General features: G+C 66.9%; 15 protein-coding genes. 3 read left to right on the top strand and 12 right to left on the bottom strand.

The features are described from left to right. The first annotated feature begins 248 nt into the window (after nucleotides 1–248). Nucleotides 249–2,699, top strand: coding sequence for a DNA topoisomerase (ATP-hydrolyzing) subunit B (gene gyrB / locus PSV00_RS09575; protein WP_300446478.1), 2,451 nt, complete (start codon nucleotides 249–251; stop codon nucleotides 2,697–2,699). Here gyrB and PSV00_RS09580 read toward each other — a convergent pair. The 6 genes from PSV00_RS09580 to argB all read right to left on the bottom strand — a co-directional run bounded on the left by PSV00_RS09580 (nucleotide 2,696) and on the right by argB (nucleotide 8,158). Then, nucleotides 2,696–3,133, bottom strand: a complete 438-nt coding sequence (locus PSV00_RS09580) for a hypothetical protein (RefSeq protein WP_300446480.1) — start codon at nucleotides 3,131–3,133, stop codon at nucleotides 2,696–2,698. The two genes, gyrB and PSV00_RS09580, sit on opposite strands and share 4 nt — an antisense overlap. Nucleotides 3,134–3,223: 90 nt before the next feature. After that, on the bottom strand, nucleotides 3,224–5,092 hold the full coding sequence (gene recQ, locus PSV00_RS09585) for a DNA helicase RecQ (RefSeq protein WP_300446482.1): 1,869 nt from the start codon (nucleotides 5,090–5,092) through the stop codon (nucleotides 3,224–3,226). A gap of 57 nt (nucleotides 5,093–5,149) precedes the next feature. Next, nucleotides 5,150–5,602 (bottom strand): DUF805 domain-containing protein, encoded by a 453-nt coding sequence (locus PSV00_RS09590; protein WP_300446484.1) that lies wholly within the window; start codon nucleotides 5,600–5,602, stop codon nucleotides 5,150–5,152. A 44-nt stretch (nucleotides 5,603–5,646) separates the two neighbouring features. Beyond that, a complete protein-coding gene (gene dapD, locus PSV00_RS09595) occupies nucleotides 5,647–6,528 on the bottom strand; it encodes a 2,3,4,5-tetrahydropyridine-2,6-dicarboxylate N-succinyltransferase (RefSeq protein ID WP_300446486.1) in 882 nt (293 codons plus the stop codon). After that, nucleotides 6,525–7,214: a pyrimidine 5'-nucleotidase gene (locus PSV00_RS09600; protein WP_300446504.1), complete on the bottom strand. Its 690-nt coding sequence runs from the start codon at nucleotides 7,212–7,214 to the stop codon at nucleotides 6,525–6,527. The genes dapD and PSV00_RS09600 overlap by 4 nt, the downstream gene beginning before the upstream one ends. 20 nt (nucleotides 7,215–7,234) lie before the next feature. Beyond that, the gene (argB, locus tag PSV00_RS09605; protein WP_300446507.1) at nucleotides 7,235–8,158 is read right to left on the bottom strand and encodes an acetylglutamate kinase; all 924 of its coding nucleotides are present in this window, start codon (nucleotides 8,156–8,158) and stop codon (nucleotides 7,235–7,237) included. A 161-nt stretch (nucleotides 8,159–8,319) separates the two neighbouring features. Between argB and PSV00_RS09610 the strand changes: the two genes are divergently transcribed. Beyond that, complete coding sequence (locus PSV00_RS09610) at nucleotides 8,320–12,084, top strand: DUF4214 domain-containing protein (protein ID WP_300446488.1); 3,765 nt, start codon at nucleotides 8,320–8,322, stop codon at nucleotides 12,082–12,084. 52 nt (nucleotides 12,085–12,136) lie between these two features. Here PSV00_RS09610 and PSV00_RS09615 read toward each other — a convergent pair whose 3' ends face one another. From PSV00_RS09615 to PSV00_RS09640, 6 genes are all read right to left on the bottom strand, one after another. Further along, the gene (locus PSV00_RS09615; RefSeq protein WP_300446490.1) at nucleotides 12,137–14,419 is read right to left on the bottom strand and encodes a glycosyltransferase; all 2,283 of its coding nucleotides are present in this window, start codon (nucleotides 14,417–14,419) and stop codon (nucleotides 12,137–12,139) included. Between the two features lie 105 nt (nucleotides 14,420–14,524). Further along, nucleotides 14,525–15,355, bottom strand: coding sequence for an FkbM family methyltransferase (locus PSV00_RS09620; protein WP_300446492.1), 831 nt, complete (start codon nucleotides 15,353–15,355; stop codon nucleotides 14,525–14,527). Nucleotides 15,356–15,609: 254 nt separating this feature from the next. Beyond that, complete coding sequence (locus tag PSV00_RS09625; RefSeq protein ID WP_300446494.1) at nucleotides 15,610–16,491, bottom strand: hypothetical protein; 882 nt, start codon at nucleotides 16,489–16,491, stop codon at nucleotides 15,610–15,612. Further along, nucleotides 16,488–17,159, bottom strand: coding sequence for an ABC transporter ATP-binding protein (locus tag PSV00_RS09630; RefSeq protein ID WP_300446496.1), 672 nt, complete (start codon nucleotides 17,157–17,159; stop codon nucleotides 16,488–16,490). Before PSV00_RS09630 ends, PSV00_RS09625 begins: the two co-directional genes overlap by 4 nt. Further along, a complete protein-coding gene (locus PSV00_RS09635) occupies nucleotides 17,159–18,325 on the bottom strand; it encodes a chain-length determining protein (protein WP_300446498.1) in 1,167 nt (388 codons plus the stop codon). Before PSV00_RS09635 ends, PSV00_RS09630 begins: the two co-directional genes overlap by 1 nt. Nucleotides 18,326–18,352: 27 nt before the next feature. Then, the gene (locus PSV00_RS09640; protein ID WP_300446500.1) at nucleotides 18,353–19,129 is read right to left on the bottom strand and encodes an ABC transporter permease; all 777 of its coding nucleotides are present in this window, start codon (nucleotides 19,127–19,129) and stop codon (nucleotides 18,353–18,355) included. Between the two features lie 251 nt (nucleotides 19,130–19,380). On the opposite strand from PSV00_RS09640, the gene PSV00_RS09645 reads away from it, so the two are divergent. Further along, nucleotides 19,381–20,108, top strand: a 728-nt coding sequence (locus PSV00_RS09645; protein WP_300446502.1) for an outer membrane beta-barrel protein, incomplete at its 3' end; no start/stop codon positions are given.

Genomic DNA, 20,108 nt, shown 5'->3' on the forward strand with positions numbered 1-20,108 from the left:
ACGCCCGGCGCTCCGCCCACGCCCCCATCACCGCGGCCGGACCGGCGCGCGGGGCCTGCGTGTGCGCCGCATGTCGCAGACCGGAGGCCCGGCCTCCGCAATCCCCGTATCCGCTCGCTTTTGCCGCGCGAATTCCTATATAAACACAGGACGGAAACGGCCTGAATCGGTCGCCCTCCAAATGCATGAAACAGCGGGCCGGGTCCGCCCTTCCAGACCCCCAGCCGCCCGCGTCTCCGGACGATTGAATGACCGACCAGACCGATACCGCGCGCAACGAAGACACGGCCGAGGAAGCCGCCTACGGCGCTGAATCCATCAAGGTTCTCAAGGGCCTGGATGCCGTGCGCAAACGGCCGGGCATGTATATCGGCGACACCGACGACGGCTCGGGCCTGCACCACATGGTCTATGAGGTGGTCGACAACGCCATCGACGAGGCCCTGGCCGGCCACGCCGACCTCGTCCAGGTCATCCTCAACGCCGACGGCTCCGTCACCGTGACCGACAACGGTCGCGGCATCCCGACCGACATCCACGAGGGTGAAGGCGTCTCGGCGGCCGAGGTCATCATGACCCAGCTGCACGCCGGCGGGAAATTCGACCAGAATTCCTACAAGGTCTCCGGCGGCCTGCACGGCGTCGGCGTCTCGGTGGTCAACGCCCTGTCCGACTGGCTGGAACTGAAAATCTACCGCAACGGCAAGGCCCACCAGATGCGGTTCGAGCGCGGCGACACCGTCACCGCCCTGCGCGTGGTCGGCGACGCCCCGATGCGCGACAACGGCAAGGTCCTCAGCGGCACCGAGGTGACCTTCTATCCGTCGGTCACCACCTTCTCCCACATCGATTTCGATCTGAAGACGCTGGAACACCGGCTGCGCGAACTGGCCTTCCTCAACTCCGGCGTGGTCATCCGGCTGGCCGACCTTCGCGGCGCGACCCCGGTCGAACAGACCCTGCACTATGAGGGCGGGGTCGAGGCCTTCGTGCGCCACCTGGACAAGTCCAAGACGCCGATCCTCAAGGACGTCATCGTCATCCGGGGCAGGAAGGAAAACATCGAGATCGACCTCGCCCTGTGGTGGAACGATTCCTACCACGAGACGATGTTGTGCTTCACCAACAACATCCCCCAGCGCGACGGCGGCACCCATCTGTCCGCCTTCCGCGCCTCCCTGACCCGGGTCCTGGGGGCCTATATCGAGAGCTCCGGCGCGGGCAAGCGCGAGAAGATCTCCTTCACCGGCGAGGACGCCCGCGAGGGCCTGACCTGCGTGCTGTCGGTCAAGGTGCCGGATCCCAAATTCTCGTCCCAGACCAAGGACAAGCTGGTCTCGTCCGAGGTCCGTCCGGCGGTCGAGGGCCTGTGCTCCGAAGGCCTGTCGCAATGGTTCGAGGAACATCCGCTCGAGGCCAAACAGGTCGTCAGCAAGATCGTCGAGGCCGCCTCGGCCCGTGAAGCCGCGCGCAAGGCGCGGGACCTGACCCGGCGCAAATCGGCGCTGGAAATCAGCTCCCTGCCGGGCAAGCTCTCCGACTGCCAGGAGCGCGATCCGGCCAAGTCCGAACTGTTCATCGTCGAGGGCGATTCCGCCGGCGGCTCGGCCAAACAGGCCCGCAACCGCGAGAACCAGGCCGTCCTGCCGCTGCGCGGCAAGATCCTCAATGTCGAGCGCGCCCGCTTCGACCGGATGCTGTCGTCAGAACTGATCGGCACCCTGATCCTGGCGCTCGGCACCGGCATCGGCCGCGACGATTTCAACGCCGACAAGCTGCGCTATCACAAGATCATCCTGATGGCCGACGCCGACGTCGACGGGGCCCACATCCGCACCCTGCTGCTGACCTTCTTCTACCGGCAGATGCCCGAACTGATCACCCGCGGCCACGTCTATATCGCCCAGCCGCCCCTCTATAAGGTCTCCAAGGGCAAGCAGAGCCGCTACCTGAAGGACCAGGCCGAGATGGATTCCTACCTCATCGAGGAAGGCTCATCCGAGGCCGAGCTGGACCTGCCGACCGGCGAGCGCCGCACCGGCCTCGACCTGCAGTCCCTCGTGCGCGAGGCCAAGGCCTTCAAGGCCGGCGTCGACCGTCTCAGCCAGCGCGCCCCGGTGTTCGCCATCGAACAGTCGGCCCTGGCCGGCCTGTTCACCGACGACGGCACCGACATGGCGACCAAGGCCGCCGCCGCCGCCGCGCGCCTCGACCTCTATGCCGAAGAGGGTGACGGCGACTGGTCGGGTGTGACCGGCGAACAGGGGGCGGTCGTGTTCGAACGCATCCGTCGCGCCGTGACCGAACGGGTCGTGCTGGAGGAGGCCCTGATCCGGTCGCTGGACGCCCGTCGTCTGTCCGAACGCGCCAATGCCTTCGAGGGCCTGTTCGACGCCCCGGCCGTCTATCGCCGCAAGGACAAGACCACGACGGTGCGGGGTCCGATCGACCTGCTGACCGCCGTGCTCGAGGCCGGCAAGAAGGGCCTGGCCATCCAGCGCTACAAGGGTCTGGGCGAGATGAACCCGGAACAGCTGTGGGAGACCACGCTGGACGCCAACGCCCGCACCCTGCTCAAGGTCGAGGTCGAGCACGAGGAAGAGGCCAATGACCTGTTCGCCAAACTGATGGGCGACGTGGTCGAGCCGCGCCGCGAGTTCATCCAGGAAAACGCCCTGGACGCCGCCGTCGACGTCTAGCGGCGGCCGCCGTCCACGAAGGCCGCGATCGAGGGCCAGGAGCCCTCGGTCGACCGGACCCCGTCACAGGCGATGTCCTTGAGGAAATCCAGATAGCTGTCGCGGACGACCTCGTCCCACGGCGAGTCCGGGTCGTCGAAACGCTCGGTCTCGGTCCCGTCCGGGCCGTAGTCGATCGACAGTACCGACCGCACTTCGCGGGCGTCGCAGCGGATGGTGAACTGGTCCAGCGAATAGGCATAGTTGCCCGCGCCTCCGGCCAGCGGCACCTTGGCCACCCGGATGCCGGTCGCATCGCCCGCCGGGCCGATACTGTCGACGTCGGCCAGATAGGCGGTCGTGCCGCTGTACGAGAATTTGTGCCAGTTTTCGGCGGCCGCCGGACCGGCGACCAGCGTCACGGCGGCCAGTGCCAGCGATAGCAGGGTTTTCATTGGATTCTCCCCAGACGATGTTGCCCCCATGATCGCCCTCAGGCGGAAATTGGCAAGGGGGCCATCGCTTTCGGGCGTCCGGGCGCGCCGCTAGCCGACCAGGGCCTGCAGTACGGCCTTGCCGTAACGGTCCAGCTTGGTCTGGCCGACCCCCGAGATATGGCCCAGGGCGTCGAGGCTGGCCGGCTCGGCCAGGGCGATCTCCAGCAGGGTCTTGTCCTGGAAGATGACATAGGGCGGCACCTTCTGCTCGGCGGCCCGCTCGCGCCGCCAGGCCCGCAACAGCTCGAACCGGGCCCGGACGTCGGCGTCCATCGCCTCGACCGCGGCGTTGCGGCCGGTGCGGGTGCGTTCCCCCGCCGCCGGGGCCCGGGCCGGACGGGCCCGGACCGCGACCGGCCGTTCGCCCCGATAGACGGCCCGCACCGTTTCGGCCTCGCCCAGCCGGATCAGCGGCTTGCCCTCGTTCGGGTCCTCGACCAGCAGCCCCTCGAACAGCAGGTGGTCAACGATGTCGCGCCAGGCGGGGCGGGCCAGATCAGCCCCGATGGCCCAGGTCGACAGGGCCGTCTCCCACGATTGCGGCTCCTTGGTCCCGCCCAGCAGATGGTCGATGACCCGGTTGCGCCCGAACCGTTCGCCCAGCCGCTGCACCGCCGCCAGCGCCTTCTGGGCCGGGACGGTGGCATCGAACACGGCCGGCGGATCGCCGCAGATGTCGCAGACCCCGCACGGCCCGGCATCGGTCTCGCCGAAATAGCGCCGCACCGCCTGGGGCCGGCACACGGCCCCGTCCAGCATGGCGAACAGCTGGCGCGCCTTGCGCACCTGCACCGCCTTGACCGCCTCGTCCATCGGCCGGCTGTCCAGCCGTTTCAGCGTCCAGGCGATGTCGGACGGCCCGTACAGGGTGATACCCTCGGCCGGCTCGCCGTCCCGCCCGGCCCGGCCGATCTCCTGCCAGTAGGCCTCCAGCGACCCCGGCGGATCGGCGTGGATGACGAAGCGGACGTCGGCCTTGTCGACCCCCATGCCGAAGGCGATGGTCGCCACCATCACGGCCCCGTCCTCGGCCAGGAACCGCGCCAGCAGCCGGTCACGCTCCCGCGCATCCATCCCGGCGTGATAGGCGATGGCATTGGTTCCGGCGTCGCGCAGGGCCCCGGCCACCCGCTCGCAGCCGTCGCGCGATCCACAATAGACCACCCCCGACTTGCCACGCCGCTCGCGCACCAGGGTGATCACATGGGCGTCGGTCCGGGCCCGCGAGGCCGACTCCTTGCGTTCGGCCGACAGCTGCAGATTGGGCCGGGCGAAACTGTCGACGAACACCCGGGCGTCGTCCAGCCGCAAGGATTTGACGATGTCCTCGCGGGTCCGGGCGTCGGCCGTGGCGGTGACGGCGATGCGCGGCACGCCGGGGAACAGTTCGGCCAGACGGCCCAGGGTCCGGTAGTCGGGGCGGAAGTCGTGGCCCCACTGGCTGACACAGTGGGCCTCGTCGATGGCGATCAGGCTCAGCGGCAGTTCGTGCAGCCGGTCGATCAGATGCGGCTGGGCCAGACCTTCCGGCGACACATACAGCAGGTCCAGTTCCCCGGCCCGGGCCTGACGCCAGATCTCCGACCGGTCGTCCATCGACACGCCGGAATCCAGGCGGGCCGCGGCCACCCCCTGCTGCTTCAGCGCCTCGACCTGGTCGGTCATCAGGGCGATCAGCGGCGAAACGACCAGTCCGAGGCCGGGCCGCAGCATGGCGGGGATCTGGTAGCAGACGCTCTTGCCGCCGCCGGTCGGCAGCACCGCCAGCACATCGCGTCCGGCCATGATCTCGGCCACCACGTCCGCCTGCAGGCCGCGGAAATCCGCATGGCCCCAGACCTTTTCCAGCGTCGCGCGGGCCGTCTCCAGCAGGGCGGTTTCAGTGGGAGCGGCAGCGGTGGGCGAGTCGGCGAGCATGCCGCGGTTGTGCCCGATCTGTTCCGGGGTGTCACACCCCTTCTGACCGGCCCTGGCTCAGGTCGGAACCGGGCCGTAGCGGTTCGGCCCGGACCGGCCCTTCCGCACGCCTATGTCAATGAAGCCCCAGACATAGAAGGCGAAGGCTGCCAACACCGCGACGCCGGTGATGATGAAGACGGGCGATGACAGCTCCCCGGGAAGGCCTCCGTTCCGGGCGAGCAGGACACAGGAGAAGGCCAGCGGCGATGAGTAGATCATCAACCACCAGCCACTGCGGCCGCGATCATGCAGGCGGCGAACGCCAAGGGCGATGCTGGCGACACAGACATACAGGATGGGCACCAGACCGACCACGGCGGTCCACTGGGGCAGGGGACTGACAAGAAGGCCCATCGCGAGGGCGATGCCCAGCATCAGGAACCAGATCAAGGCGCGTTGCGCACGCCAGTATTCGAGGACCCCGGTGCGACCGGTGAAATCGAGCGACCTGTTCACATAACCACTCATGTGGGCCTCCTGCGCTTGCAGACCACCACGGGTGGAAAAATCCGTCAATCCCGCAGCAGCTCATTGACCCCGGTCTTGGCCCGGGTCTGGGCGTCGACACGTTTGACGATCACGGCGCAGTACAGCGACGGCCCGCCCTTCGGATCCGGCATCGCCCCGGGAACCACGACCGAATAGGCCGGGACCTCGCCGCGGAACACCTCGCCGGTGGCCCGGTCGACGATCCGGGTCGAGCCGGACAGATAGACGCCCATGGCCAGGACGGCACCCTCGCGGACGATGACGCCCTCGGCGACCTCGGCCCGCGCCCCGATGAAACAGCCGTCCTCGATGATGGTCGGATTGGCCTGCAGCGGCTCCAGCACCCCGCCTATCCCGGCCCCGCCGGACAGGTGCACGTTCTTGCCGATCTGGGCGCAGGAGCCGACCGTGGCCCAGGCGTCGACCATCGTGCCCTCATCGACGAAGGCCCCGATGTTCACGAAACTGGGCATCAGCACCACGTTGCGGCCGATGAAGGCCCCCTGGCGCACGATCGAGCCGGGCACGGCGCGGAAACCGGCGCTCTGGAAATCGGCCGCGCCCCAGTCGCCGAACTTGCTCGGCACCTTGTCCCAGAACGGGCCCAGCCCCGCGGCATGATCGGACGACAGGGGGCTGGCCGGGCCGCGCTCGCCGGTGCGCATGATCCGGTTGTCATTGAGGCGGAACGACAGCAGCACCGCCTTTTTCAGCCACTGGTACGTGGTCCAGACACCGTCTGCGCCGCGCGAGGCGACCCGGGCCTGGCCGGAATCCAGCAGGGCCAGGGCGGTCTCGACCGCATGGCGAACCTGGCCCTGGGTGGCGGGCGAGACTTCGGCCCGGGCCTCCCAGGCGGCCTCGATGACGGCTTCCAGATGGGCGCGATCGGTCAGGTCGGTCATGGGGCAGGGTCTCCCGGCGTCAGGATGGCTGTGGCGAGAAAGGTGTCGAGGGTAGTGGTGCGATGGTCGACATAGTCGGCCTCGACGTCGAAGGCGTGGCCCCCGACCAGCACCGTGGTCATGCCGATCGCCTTGGCCGGGGCCAGGTTTCGGACCGTGTCCTCAAAGAAGGCGGCGCTGGCCGGATCGACGCTGAACCGCTCGGTCATCCGCGCGAAGGTGCGCGGGTCCGGCTTCGGAATCAGGTCGGCATCCTCCAGGGCGAACAGACCGTCGAACAGGTCGGTCAGCGCCAGCCGTTCCAGCACCCGCTCCGCATGGGCCAGAGAGCCGTTGGTGAAGATCAGCCGGGGCCCCTGCAGGCGTTCCAGCCCGGCCCGAAGGCCGGGGTCCGGCGTCAGGACATCGAGGGGCACGTCGTGGACCTCGGCCAGGAAATCGTGGGGGTCGACCCGGTAGTGGGCCATCAGTCCGGCCAGGGAGGTGCCGTAGTCGCGCAGATAGCCCTTCTGGGCGACCATGGCGGCGTCCGCGGCCAGACCCGAGGTCCGCACGACATACTGGTTGATGCGTTTCTCGACCAGTTTCATGAACTGGCTTTCGGGCGGGTACAGGGTGTTGTCGAGGTCGAAGATCCAGCTGCGGACATGACTCAGGTCCGCGCCGGTTTCGCTCGTATTCGCCATGGCCAGGGTCGTTCCGGAGGTCACGCCTTCACCAGGGTTCCGGCCCCGTGCTCGGTGAACAGCTCCACCAGCATGGCGTGCGGGCGCCGCCCGTCGAGGATGACCACGGCCTCGACCCCGGCCCGCACGGCGGCGATGGCGGTCTCCAGTTTCGGGATCATGCCGCCGGTGGCCGTGCCGTCGCGGATCAGCCCCTCCGCCTCGGCGATGTTCATCTGGCGAATGATCTGGCCGTCCTTGCCCTTGACGCCGGGGACGTCGGTCAGCAGCAGCATACGTTTGGCGTCCAGGGATCCGGCAATCGCCCCCGCCACCGTATCGGCGTTGACGTTATAGGTCTGGCCGTCCTCGGCCACGCCGATCGGGGCGATGACCGGCACCCAGTCGGCGTCGCTCTCGATCAGCCGCACGATCAGCTTGGCGTCCACCCGGGTCGGCTCACCGACAAAGCCCAGATCGACCTCGTGCTCGATCATGCTGTCGGGGTCGCGGCGGGTCCGTTTGGTCCGTTCCACGGTCAGCAGGCCGGCGTCCTTGCCGGACAGGCCGATACCGCGCACGTCGGCCTCCTTGCCGGCCACCGTGATCCAGTGGGCGATCTCCTTGTTGACCGCACCGGACAGGACCATTTCGGCGACCTGCATTGTATCCTTGTCGGTGACCCGCAGGCCGTCGACAAAGCTGGACTTGACCCCGGCCTTTTCCAGCATGGCACTGATCTGCGGGCCGCCGCCGTGCACGACGACGGGGTTGACCCCCATCAGTTTCAGCAGGACGACATCGGCGGCGAATTGGCGCGCCACGGCGCTCTCGCCCATCGCGTGGCCGCCGTATTTGATGACCACGGTCTCGCGGTCATAGACCTGAATATAGGGCAGGGCCTCGGCGAGGGTCTTCGCCGTGTCCCAGCCGCGTTCTTCGGATTGGCGTTCGGTCTCGTCCATGATGGCCGCTCGATAGCGGTCGGGGTTGATCCTGTCACGATGAAACCCTGCACGGGTGGTCGCCACGGGATCGTGAGCGGGCCGGACCCGGCCTGACCCTTGTCGTTTTTCTCCGGCACGCTAGGGTGGTCTCTGCAATTTTGACCTCTGGAGACATCAACATGCTGGACAGGATCAGCGAGCGCTCCGGGGATGGCATTTCCGGGTTTGTCGAGGACGGGTCTGTCGTCGCCGGATCCGGCGGGGACGTTCCGTCCTTTTTCGGTGAAATCTCCAGCTATGCGACCTGCGGCTGCTGCGGCCGCTTCCATGCGTTTTCGGACGGCACGGGCGATGGGCAGGGTGTTCTGCTGAACGGCGATGATCGCGGCGGCTCGGGCTCCAACGGCAAGACATCCTTCACCGTCACCGACGCCGGGATCCAGCTGACGCGATTCAGCCAGGGCTGGTCCGGTGTGGCGGGCAGTTCCGCGACCGTCACCTTCGCCTTCCGCAATACGGCACCGGGCACCATGCCCACCGATACCGGCGGTTTTTCCCAATTTTCCAGCCTGCAGATCACCGCTACCCTGCTGGCCCTGTCCGCCTGGTCGGATGTCGCCAACATCACCTTCCAGCGTGTCAACGATGGTGCTGGCTATTCGAACAACGCCACCATCCTGTTCAGCAACTATTCGACCGGGTCAGACGGCGCGGCCGCCTTCGCCTATCTGCCGGGGAATTCGGCCACCTCCTCCAATTCCGGCGATGTCTGGACCAACAGCGCCCTGAGTTACAACGCCACCCCGGTGGTGCTCGGCTATGGCCAGCAGGTCCTGCTGCACGAGATCGGTCACGCGATCGGGCTCAGCCATCCCGCCGATTATAACGCCAGTGCCGGCGGCACGATCACCTACACCAACGACGCCATCTATTTCGAGGATTCCCGCCAGTATTCGGTGATGAGCTATTTCAGCGAAATCAATACCGGCGCCGACTATCGGAACGGCGGCGGCACCCGGCAGTATGCCGCCGCGCCAATGCTCGACGACATCGCGGCTGCCCAGCGCCTGTACGGGGCCAATATGACCACCCGGACGGGTGATACGGTCTATGGCTTCAACTCGACGGCGGGCCAGTCCTGGTTCAGCGCCAATACGTCGGCCGCCCTGATCTTCGCGGTCTGGGATGCCGGCGGCACCGACACCCTCGACTTCTCGGGCTATGCGATGGCCCAGACGATCGACCTGCGGCAGGGGGCCTATTCCAGCGTCGGGGGCCTGGTCGGCAATATCGCCATCGGCATCGGCGCGGTGATCGAAAACGCTATCGGCGGCGCCGGTACCGACACGATCCGGGGCAATTCCGCCGCCAACCGGATAACCGGCAATGGGGGCAATGACAGCATCGACGGTGGTTTCGGCATCGATACGGTCGTCTTCAGCGGGTTGCGGTCGGCCTATACGGTGACCTGGTCCGGACAGACCGGTACCGTCGTCGGCGGCGGGTTCACCGTCACCCTGACCAATGTCGAATTCCTGACCTTCTCCGACACGACGATCGCCGCGGCTCCGACCGGGGGCATCACGGCGGCCGGCGACGTGACCAGCGAAACCATCAACGGCACGGCCTTTGCCGACACGATCGGCGGCCTGGGCGGCAACGACACCATCAACGGTCTCGTGGGCAACGACTATCTGGACGGCGGCTCCGGCAATGACACCCTGAGCGGTGGCGACGGCGACGATATCCTGGTCGGCGGCCTCGGCACTGATGCGCTCAACGGCGGCAATGACTGGGACGTGGCCGACTACAGCGGGGCCGGTGCCGGGGTCACGGTCAGCCTCGCCTCGGGAACCGCGTCCGGCGGCGCGGGCAACGACACCCTGGCCTGGATCGAGGAAATCCGCGGCTCGACCTATAACGACGTCCTGACCGGCGACGGCAATGGCAATATCCTGCGCGGTGGCGGCGGGATCGACATCCTCAATGGTGGCGGCGGCGATGACCGCCTTTACGCAGGCTCCCCGGGTCAGACAGGCGGCGCGCCGGACATCGTCAAGGGCCAGGGTACGGCCAATGCCAGCCTCTTTGCGGCCGTGTCGCTGATGGGTGGGTTCGACCTTCTGGGACGTCCCGACGTCGCCAACTCGACCACCATTCCCCACGCCACCGTGGTGGCGACCACCCACGGCGGCGTCGAATACTATTCCTTCACCGTCCAGGCGGGCGATACGGTCACCTTCGACATCGACGCCACAAGCTCAGGCTTTGACTCCACCCTGCGTCTGTTCACCTCGGTCGGGTCCGAACTGGCCAACAACGATGACGGCGGTGCCGACAACACCGGTACCGACTCGGCCCTGACCCATACCTTCGACTTCGCCGGGACCTACTACATCGAGGTCGCGCAATGGATTTCCAACGGGAGCGGCACCTTTACCAGCGGCGCGCCGAGTGCCGGCCAGAACTACACACTGCACGTCTCCCTTCCGAGCGCGCCTGTCGTGCCCCTGACCCAGGTCGGCTCGACCCTGAATGGCGACGCCGGAGCGGACATCCTCTATGGCGGTACCGGTCCGGACACGCTGAACGGCGGGATCGACAATGACATCCTGATCGGCGGCGCCGGCAATGACGCGATCAACGGCGGTGACGGCTATGACATCGCCGGCTATTCCGGCGTGCGGCGCGCCTATGTCGCCTCCTCGGCATCGGTGTCGGGCGGGCTTGAGGGCGGGACCGACACGCTGACGGGAATCGAAGACGTCGCCTTCGCCGACGGCCGGCTCAGCTTCGCCCGCGACGGGCAGGGGGCCCAGGTCCTGCGTCTGTACAATGCCGCCTTCGACCGCGCCCCGGACCAGTCCGGTTTCGAGGCCAACCTCGACGCGATCGAGATCGGTGGCACCCTGCTGTTCCTCGCCAATGAGTTCGTCAATTCGGTGGAGTTCCAGAACCGCTTTGGCGGGCTGGATGATCGCCAGTTCGTCGAACAGCTCTATAATTTCACCCTGAACCGGACCGGTGAACCGGCCGGCATCCAGAACTGGGTCGACGCGCTCGGCAACGGCATGAGCCGGGCCGAGGTCCTGCTGGCCTTCTCGGAAAGCAGTGAACACAAGGACCTGCAACAGGGCGTGCTGGACCAGGGCGTCTGGGTCGCCGACGAGCAGTCGTTGATCATCGCCCGCCTGTACGACGCCACCTTCGATCGCCTGCCTGACCAGGGCGGCCTCGCCACCTGGCGCAACGCCCTCGGCGGCGGCATGGCCCTGACCGCCATCGCGGCCGAATTCGCCTCCTCGACCGAGTTCCAGACCCGCTACGGCAGTCTGACCAATCAGCAGTTCGTCGAGCAGCTCTACCTGTTCAGCCTCGACCGGGCGGGTGAACCGGCCGGGGTGCAGAACTGGGTCAATGCCCTGGACGGCGGCATGAGCCGGGCCCAGGTATTGCTCGAATTCTCCGAGAGCGCCGAACACGTCGCCCTGACGCGGTCGCTGTGGCTGGGCGGGGTCCAGGTCACCGACGCCGGCTCGCCTGCCCCTCTCGAGACGACCAAGGATGCCGGCCCTCACAGCGACGATGCCTTCGTCCTGCCGGTTGCGCCGGACGATGCGTCCGTAACTGATGGTCTCCCGACCTCTGCGCCGGTCATCGTGGTCAAGGACGGCAATGTCGACGCCCAGGTCTTGCCTGGCCTGACGCACGACGATTTCGCCTTCAGTGGCACCGACCTTGCCGCCCGGATGGTCCACGGGGATGTCCAGGGTCAGCCCGGTGCCCTGACCGAGGTGATCGGAGCCGCCGCCGAGCCGACGATGTTCGAGCAAAGGATGGCAGCGGTCTTTGCCGATGGTCACATGCCGCTGGTCGAGTTCGCGACGGACCTCGCCCATGCGCCGTGGAGCCACGACGGGCACATCGACCTGCTCGGCATCTGACGCCTGACGCCGTCGTCACGGGCCGCCTCGTCCAGAGGTCGGCCCTGACCGGCTACAGCGTCGGTTCGCCCACGGTCAGGGCATCCAGATCGTCCATTGCCAGGGCCTCGACAAAAGCCGAACGGGTTTCCGTGTCGGCGGCGTCGCAGACCATGAAACCGATGACCCCGACCGAATTGCGATCCAGCCGGGTGTCGCTCGATGCACTCGCCTGGTCCGAGCCGATGAGGCGCAGCCGGAGGATCCCGTCCCGGATCATCTCCGGCGATATCGTCCGGCTCACCCACTGAATCTCATCGGCACCGAGCGAGCCCCTGGCCAGCTGTCGACCGGTGATCTCCAGTCGCCAGGGGGTGGCCCGCTGGGTTTCCCCGCGCAGGCCGATGAACAGGCGCATCGGTCGACTGGCACCGGTGGCGACCCGGGCCTCGATCAGGCCGTCGCCGTCCCGGGTCCAGCATCCCCAATCCTCCGGAGCCGCCCAGCCGCTGCCGGACCGGAAGATCTCCCCGGTCACCAGGCCGGGTCCCACCGCGATACTGTGCGACCGATGCAGGGGATAGTAGCGCCCGGGTGTTGCGACCGGGATCGCCAGCTCGGGGGCGGCCGGGGGGGTCTGTCCGGTCGTGATGCGGCTGAGGATGTCCATGGCCAGGGCACGCCAGGGACGGGGGCTGAAACCGGCCGCGATCCGGGCCTCCAGAGACTGCCGGTAGGGCAGATCAAAAATGAGCCGTTCGAGGGCGTCCAGCAGGCCGGCCTGGTCCCCCTGACGGAAATAGACGGCGAAATCCCCGCCCGCCTCGGGCAGTGACGCGCTGTCGGAGGCCAGAACCACCTTGCCGTAGCTCAGCGATTCCGTCACCGGCAGGCCCCAGCCCTCATACTGGCTGGGATACAGTGAAAAGGCCGCGGCCTGATAAAGGCCGGCCAGATCGGAATCCGAGACTCCCGACAGCATCCGGACCTGACGTTGAAGCGTCGGATCAGACTCCAGTCGGGCAAATACCCCGTCGTTCAGCCAGCCGCGATTCCCCACGCAAACCAGTGTCGGCACAGCCTCGGCCCCGTGCCGGGTGATCAGATCACGCCAGGCGCGGAAGGCGGCGAGATGGTTTTTTCGGGACTCGATCGTCGAGACCATCAGGACGAAATTGCCGGCGTCCAGGCCGTAGCGGTCCATCGCCGGTGCGATCGGCGGGGTGTCACCCGGTCTGCGGAAATCCGCATCCAGCCGGACAATCTGCACCTGATCCTCGCTGACCCCATAGCCCAGCCGATCGGCGACCGTGATCAGGTCCCGCCGAGACGCCTCGGAATTGGTCAGGAAATCCCGCGTGTGGGCGAACGCCCCCTGAACCCAGCTGATGAAATCCTCGGTCAGCGGCCGGGTGCAGTGTTCGGGGGCCATAACCGGAATCATGTCGTGCACGAAGGGCAGGTAGTGAATGCCGTGGTGCCGCTGGGCCTCGCGCACCTTCAGGAAATAATTCTGCAGCCACCACGAGGTGCCGAGGTTGATCAGCCAGGCTCCCTGCGGGAAGATCAGGGCCGGCGACAGATCGACCGTCAGGGCGATGTCCTTCAGCAGCGCCTGCCAGTCGGGGTCACGTTGCCCTCCCTCCATCAGGGCCAGGCGGGTCGCATCCAGAAACAGGTCGGCCGGCAGGCTGACCCAGTCGCTGCGATCGATCGAGAAGGCGCAGACCGCGATTTGCACCTCGACGGGCGGCTCCCGCAGCAGGGCCGAGATCACCTCGATCTGGACGCGCTGAATCCCGGTCGGCAACCGCGCATTGTGAAAATAGCCGAGCAGGTCCGAGACGTCGAAGATGGCCGTCGCGCGATCATCGTCCGCCGGCTCCGCGATGGATGGAGCGGGGCGGTGCCGACGGGTGTAACGCAGGCTCTCGACGAGACCGGCGGAGACCGAAGCGTCCGGCTTGGCACCCTTCCGCAGCATGCTGCGCAGTTCCTCGATGGCGTCCCGGAGCGTCGGATCCAGCCCGACCGCGCGGGCATAGGCGGTCGCCGCTGCATCGCGGCGGCCTGAAATCTTGAACAGATGACCCAGCTGGAGATGGGTGTCCGCCACATCGGGGTCCCGCAGCAGGGCCGATTCATAGGCGGCGGCGGCGGCGGTCAGATCGCCACTTTCCTTCAGGGCGTGCCCCATCTGGACCCAGATATCGGCCCGGCTCGCGTCGCGGGACAGGGCCGCGCGATAGTGTCGGGCAGCGTCCGGCCAGTCACCACGGTCGCGCGCCGCATCACCGGCCCCTGCCAGCTCGCCTGGCAGCCTGTCATCACCGATGCTGAAACCGAATATCTTCATCCCGCTTTGGCTAGGCGGACGGGGCGCCGAAATCAACGCTCTTCGCCCGACTCCAGCGTTCCGATCTGACGGTTGCGTCCTCGGTTCCTGTCGGGGCCGATGCAATCATACGGCGTCCGGGGATCCGGCCGTGGTCAGCGGAACCCCGGGCGGAGCCTCCCGCGCCATGACGATGTCACAGGCCGGGAGGGTCGGCATTTCGGCGGCCGGGACGCTGCGCAAGGTGGAGTCGTACTGGATGCTCCAGTACTGGAAGCCGAGGCTGGACAGCCACGCGATCAGCTCCCGGACGTCGGCGCGGGCCGACATCTGAATCACGTCCCATTCCATGCAGACCACGATGTCCGGGCGTTGCAGCAACCGCTCCGCGCCGCGCAGGATCAGCGGTTCCGACCCTTCGGCATCCATGCGGATGAAGCGCACGTCGTCGGGCGCGACGGAATCGAGTGTTACGGTCTCCACGGTGACCAGAACACTGTCCGGTCCCAGGGCTCCCGGCGTCGTCGAGATGGTGCCGCCGCCGGCGTTGCGGCGGGAGATCGCGAAACTCAGGGTTCCGGCCTTGTCAGAGGCTGCCTTGGCGAGGACCTTCACCGTCGGACTATAGCCGTTGAAATGAACGGAGCGCCGCACAAGATCGGCCAGTCCGGGATTGGCCTCGAAGGCGAGGATCGATCCGTTGGGCCCGGTCTGTCGGGCCATGGCGACGGTGTAGTAGCCGAAATTGGCCCCCACCTCGACGATGTGATCCCCGGGTCGGACAAGGCTGCAGACGACCTTGTGTATCCAGTTTTCCCAATAGCCGTGGGCAATCAGATGCGCGGCGACAGCCTCGTCCATCGGGTCGACATAGAGGAAATGGCCATCCTGGAGCCGGGTTAGTCCGAGGCCCTGGTCCAGGGGAAAATAGCGCTGTGACTCGCCCCCACAGGGCATTGTGGAAGCCAGGGCCGGGAGGAGGTCGGGCGTGGTTTTGACCGGCGGAAGATGCGCGTCCGGCTCAGCGGGCCTCTCCATCCCGGAGGCGGGTTCGGACCCGGCTGGCGTTGCGGTCGAGACCTGAATGAGACGCCAGTTTTCTGGCAGAGCGGCATTGGCCAAGCCAGCCAGAAATGTACCCAAGCTCATCCGGACCTCGTCTTTGATCGGCAACCGTTAACAGGCCACACCAACGGTTGCCAGAACCGACGTCAGGCGATCCGGATGACCGTCAGACCTGTGAATTCGAGGGTGCCGTCTATGGCACCATTTTCCAGAACCAGCCGAACTTCGGAGGGCGCGGCGGCGGTCCAGCGGAAATCGATCGTCAATGCGTAGAAGCCGGCCCGACCGGGTGTGAACCGATGCTCAGCGAATGCTCCCGGATCGCCCCATTCCAGTCGATACTGATGACGAGCAGCGGCGCTATCGACCGCAAAACGAATTCTGGCGCGCCAGACGCCCGGCGGCAGGGCTATATACGGCCCGTACACCAGGATGCGCGGGGGGCCTGTCAGGTCCTGGATGGCGGGATTTGTCGGGTTTGCGTCGTTGCGGCGATCGAAGCTGAACAGGCTGGTCGGCCAATCCGCCGTGGCTCCGATTGCCGGTATTCCCGTCGCATAGAGGTCGAGGGCCAGACCGGCATCGCTCATGGCGACCTCGTCCTGATCCGGGACCGGCGGCGAGATCTTCAGCCCGGGAAGCAGTTCCACGGGACTGGACCACAGTCTGCGGTTCTCATCGGTCAGGCGCGTCGCGCCGCACGGGGGGAGGCAGGCCTGCGCCAAAAGCCGTGAGGCGACCCACACGCCCTGTCCGGGCGGGGTCTGGAACTGGGATTCCGCCGCCAGCGCAGCATGGACCGTTCCGGTCGTGATGACCGCCCAGTTTCGCGGTGCCAGCGCCAGGGCGGCGACCGCGTCACTGACGATCACCGCCACCAAATGGCCGTCGCCTTCCGACGGGGGCGGCCCGTCGGCCCCGTCCTGCACCGTCCAGCGTGTCCCCCGCGCGCCGGCCTGTATCGCGTCGATCCAGGCCGCGCGCTCGAGGGACGGCGTTAGGACGATACAGCCGTCGACTCCGTTCATGGCGCGCGCAGCCAGGTGTAGATTTCCACAGCCTCGTGAACGTCGTCGAACAGCTTGGCCTTGCCGCCCTCGATCACCAGGGCCTTGTGGCAATGGGCGGCGATCAGGTGGACATCATGCGAGGCCATGACGAAGGCGCGATCGGCGCGTTGCCCGAACAGTTCCTCCTGGCATTTCTGCTGGAAGCGGGCGTCGCCGACGGCGACCAGCTCGTCGATCAGATAGCAGTCGAATTCGATGGCCAGGGACAGGCCGAAGGCCAGGCGCGCTCGCATCCCGGATGAATAGTGTTTGACCGGGCCGGTCAGCTGGTGACCCAGTTCGGCGAAATCATCGACCCGGTCCCGCAGTTCGGCGAAATCCCGGTCGTAGAGGCGGGCGAGGAACCGGATGTTGTCCAGCCCCGACAAACTGCCCTGGAAACCGCCGCCGAATCCGATGGGCCAGGAGGCGCTCATGCTCCAGTCGACGCGACCGGCGCTGGCCGGAAGCACGCCCCCCAGGATCTTGATCAGCGTGGACTTGCCCTGGCCGTTGCGGCCAAGGACCGCCAGCCGGTCCGACGGTCCCAGAGCGAAGGCGAGGTCCGAAAAGACCGGTCGGCTGGCCTTCCTCCAGGTCTTGCCCAGTCCGTCGACAACCAGCCCCGCCGGCGTGTCCGGGATCATCAGCCCTGACCGTGTTCGCGCACCCCGGCCCAGACCAGCCAGCCGATTCCGTAGATCAGCAGGGCGCTGGCCAGAACCGTCAGAAGTGACATCCAGCGGCGGGGTTCGACAGGTTCGTCAGGGCGGCTCGGATTGACGACCCGTTCCAGATAGAGGCTTTGCCGACGCGATTCCTGTCGCGCCAGGACTAGGGCGGCGGCGGCTTCGGTCAGCTGTTGACCGGCGAACTCGCGTTCCTGCACCAGATCCTCATAGGCGCTGACCTGGGGGGCCAGCGACCCGGCGTCGCCCGCAATCTTGGCGCGTTCGAGGGCAATCTGGCGCTCAAAGGCCGCGATCCGGCTGTCGATGCCGGGCAGTCGGGGGCTCTGGGGGGCCTCGGCCGCCAGCTGGGACCGGTCGGCCTTCAGGCTGGCGACCGTGGCCATCAGATCGCCGATCAGTTTTCCGCCCTCGGCCGCCGTGCGCGCCGGGTCGATAAATCGCTCCCGGTTGCGAAAGGCGATCAGACGTTGCTGGGCCGTGGCTAGGCGGGTCCGCGCCTCGTCCTGGGCCTGTTCGGCGGCGGTGACGGCGTCGGTCGCCGCACGGGTATTGAGGCGGTTGATCAGGGACTCGCCGCCCTGAAGCAGGGTCTCGGCCATGCCCTCGGCGTCCGCCGGCGTGAACGCCTCGACCCGCAGGGTGCTGATGCCGGTCGTCGAGTCGTAGCCGACGATGATGAACCGCAGATAGCCGCGGTGCAGGCCTTCAAAGGTCCGGCTGTCCCACGGGCGGGGATAGCGGGACAGGATGTCCGCACCCGGTCGCCCCAGCATCGCCGCGACATCGTAATGGGTCGCCAGGTCCCGGAGTCCGTCCCGTGAGCGGATATATTCATGCACGGCGAAGGCGTCGGTCTGGGCTCCGGGCAGGCCGACGCCCTGCAGCGCCACACCAAGGGCCGAGGGCTGTGTCTGGGCGGGAGCCCGGACGATGAACCGGGCCTCCGACACATAGCGGGGCGAGGCGATCAGCAGATAGTAGATCGCGGCCAGCAGCGTCGGCAGGCCGACGACCAGAAGGAACGGCCATGGCAGCCCCGTCAGGCGCTGGAGGATCGGTCGCGTCGGACGCGGATCGGTGCCGGGCAGGGGGTCGAGGTAGTCGAGGCGGGGTTCAGTCATGTCGGCCGCGCATTCCGCATCTCGGTCCTATTCCGCATCGATCCGGTCCTTGGCTCCGGCCAGCAGGATCAGGCCGGCGAAATTGAATACGGCACTCCAGCCCAGGGCATAGAGCGGATGATAACGGGTAGCCACGAATTCGCCGAACACGCCAGCCCGGATCATCTCGATCGGATGCGGAAACGGCAGCAGGAGAAAGGCGTCCTGATAGGCGGCGGGGATCCACGAGACCATGAAGAAGACGCCCGAGATGGGAATCAACGCATAGGTGAGCAGGGGCACGATCCGTTCCATCACCTCAAACCGCAGCGCCAGGGCGCTGAGGGTGATGGCCAGTCCCATGGACATCCAGCCCAGCAGCAGCCAGCCGCCGTAAAGCAGCAGCCAGTCGTGCGGGGCTGAAACCTGCCCAAGGCCGGCCAGGAACAGATAGACGATGACGAACGCCCCCGTGGCCCCCGCGAATTCCAGAATGTTGCGGGCCAGATACAGGTGGAGGACGGTGATCCGGCGGTGGTGAAGCAGGCCGATGTTCGCCTGGATGGCGGACAGGCTGTAGGAGATCTGATGCCGCATCAGCAGCAGCGACATGTAGCCGGTCATGATGAAGGGGCCCAGCCGCACGCCGTGCTCATATTCCGGCTTGATGATGTGCCACATCACCAGCACCCCCAGGCAGAACATCAGCGGCTCGCCGATCAGCCACAGAAAGCCCAGACCCTCGCGTCCATATCGCGTGATCAATTCGCGCATCATCAACGCGCCGACGATACGGCCGTGCCGGGGGAAGAAAAGCGCGCTCATTTTCAAGAGCGTACATGATCCTGCAGCGATCTGCGACGGCCTGTCGGGACCAGGCTGCAAGGCGTCATCCTCGTCTACGCGCGATGTCTCCAGCAGGCGTTAGGTTCCGTCCCGGAGGGGCTGAATTTTCCTGTATCTTCAACGCCACGCTACGCTCAGGAACGGTGTCGGCCGGAGTCTATTTCTCGACGCTTTCGACGGCAGGTGGTACAGGGAGACATTATTTCCCGCCTGCGGAGGGCATCACGATTATGCGCGTTAAGACTTTCATCCTCGCATCCAGCGCGGCGGCGGCTCTGGCCCTGTCGGCCGGTGCTGCGGCTGCCGAGCCCAACGGCTGGTACGGCGCGATTGACGCCGGCTGGCACATGGCCCAGGTCGAAACCGACCATGACGCCAGTTTCGACGTTGATGGTGACTGGGCCGGCTTCGCCCGTCTGGGTTACCGGTTCAACCCGAATTGGCGTGTCGAGCTCGAGGGCGGCTACCGCTCCGGCCCGATGGGCGATGTGACCCTGTCCTCGTCCGGTGCCGACTATCTGTGCAACCTGACTCCGGCAGCCGGCGCGTGCAACGCACCGGAAGGCGACATCGAAGCCGCCAGCCTGATGGGCAACGTCATCTATGATTTCGGTTCGGCCGATTCGACCATCCGTCCGTTCGTGGGCCTGGGTGCCGGCGTCAACCGCGTCGACACCTCGTTCGTGAGCAGTTTCGCCAGCAACCGTGCGCGGGGCTTCAGCGCCGACGACCGGTCCAGCGAACTGGCGATCCAGGGCCTGGCCGGCCTGGCCTGGGCCTTCGGTGACCGCGGTCACCTCGACCTGACCTACCGCTACCTGGTTTCGAACGTCGAGTTCGACACCTCCGCCTCGACGGCCCCGCAACTGGGCAAGTTCAAGGGTGACTATCGGGATCATTCGCTGACCCTGGGTCTGCGTTATGCGTTCGGTGCCGTTGCTGCACCGCCGCCGCCGCC

Source organism: Brevundimonas sp., from assembly GCF_029945885.1.
GTDB lineage: Bacteria > Pseudomonadota > Alphaproteobacteria > Caulobacterales > Caulobacteraceae > Brevundimonas.

Coding starts and splice junctions, on each gene's coding strand:
- PSV00_RS09640 (WP_300446500.1), bottom strand. CDS start 19,129: ATGAGCGCGCTTTTCTTCCCCCGGCACGGCCGTATCGTCGGCGCGTTG.
- PSV00_RS09630 (WP_300446496.1), bottom strand. CDS start 17,159: ATGATCCCGGACACGCCGGCGGGGCTGGTTGTCGACGGACTGGGCAAG.
- PSV00_RS09615 (WP_300446490.1), bottom strand. CDS start 14,419: ATGAAGATATTCGGTTTCAGCATCGGTGATGACAGGCTGCCAGGCGAG.
- PSV00_RS09620 (WP_300446492.1), bottom strand. CDS start 15,355: ATGCCCTGTGGGGGCGAGTCACAGCGCTATTTTCCCCTGGACCAGGGC.
- PSV00_RS09610 (WP_300446488.1), top strand. CDS start 8,320: ATGCTGGACAGGATCAGCGAGCGCTCCGGGGATGGCATTTCCGGGTTT.
- gyrB (WP_300446478.1), top strand. CDS start 249: ATGACCGACCAGACCGATACCGCGCGCAACGAAGACACGGCCGAGGAA.
- PSV00_RS09635 (WP_300446498.1), bottom strand. CDS start 18,325: ATGACTGAACCCCGCCTCGACTACCTCGACCCCCTGCCCGGCACCGAT.
- PSV00_RS09580 (WP_300446480.1), bottom strand. CDS start 3,133: ATGAAAACCCTGCTATCGCTGGCACTGGCCGCCGTGACGCTGGTCGCC.
- recQ (WP_300446482.1), bottom strand. CDS start 5,092: ATGCTCGCCGACTCGCCCACCGCTGCCGCTCCCACTGAAACCGCCCTG.
- PSV00_RS09625 (WP_300446494.1), bottom strand. CDS start 16,491: ATGAACGGAGTCGACGGCTGTATCGTCCTAACGCCGTCCCTCGAGCGC.
- argB (WP_300446507.1), bottom strand. CDS start 8,158: ATGGACGAGACCGAACGCCAATCCGAAGAACGCGGCTGGGACACGGCG.
- dapD (WP_300446486.1), bottom strand. CDS start 6,528: ATGACCGACCTGACCGATCGCGCCCATCTGGAAGCCGTCATCGAGGCC.
- PSV00_RS09590 (WP_300446484.1), bottom strand. CDS start 5,602: ATGAGTGGTTATGTGAACAGGTCGCTCGATTTCACCGGTCGCACCGGG.
- PSV00_RS09600 (WP_300446504.1), bottom strand. CDS start 7,214: ATGGCGAATACGAGCGAAACCGGCGCGGACCTGAGTCATGTCCGCAGC.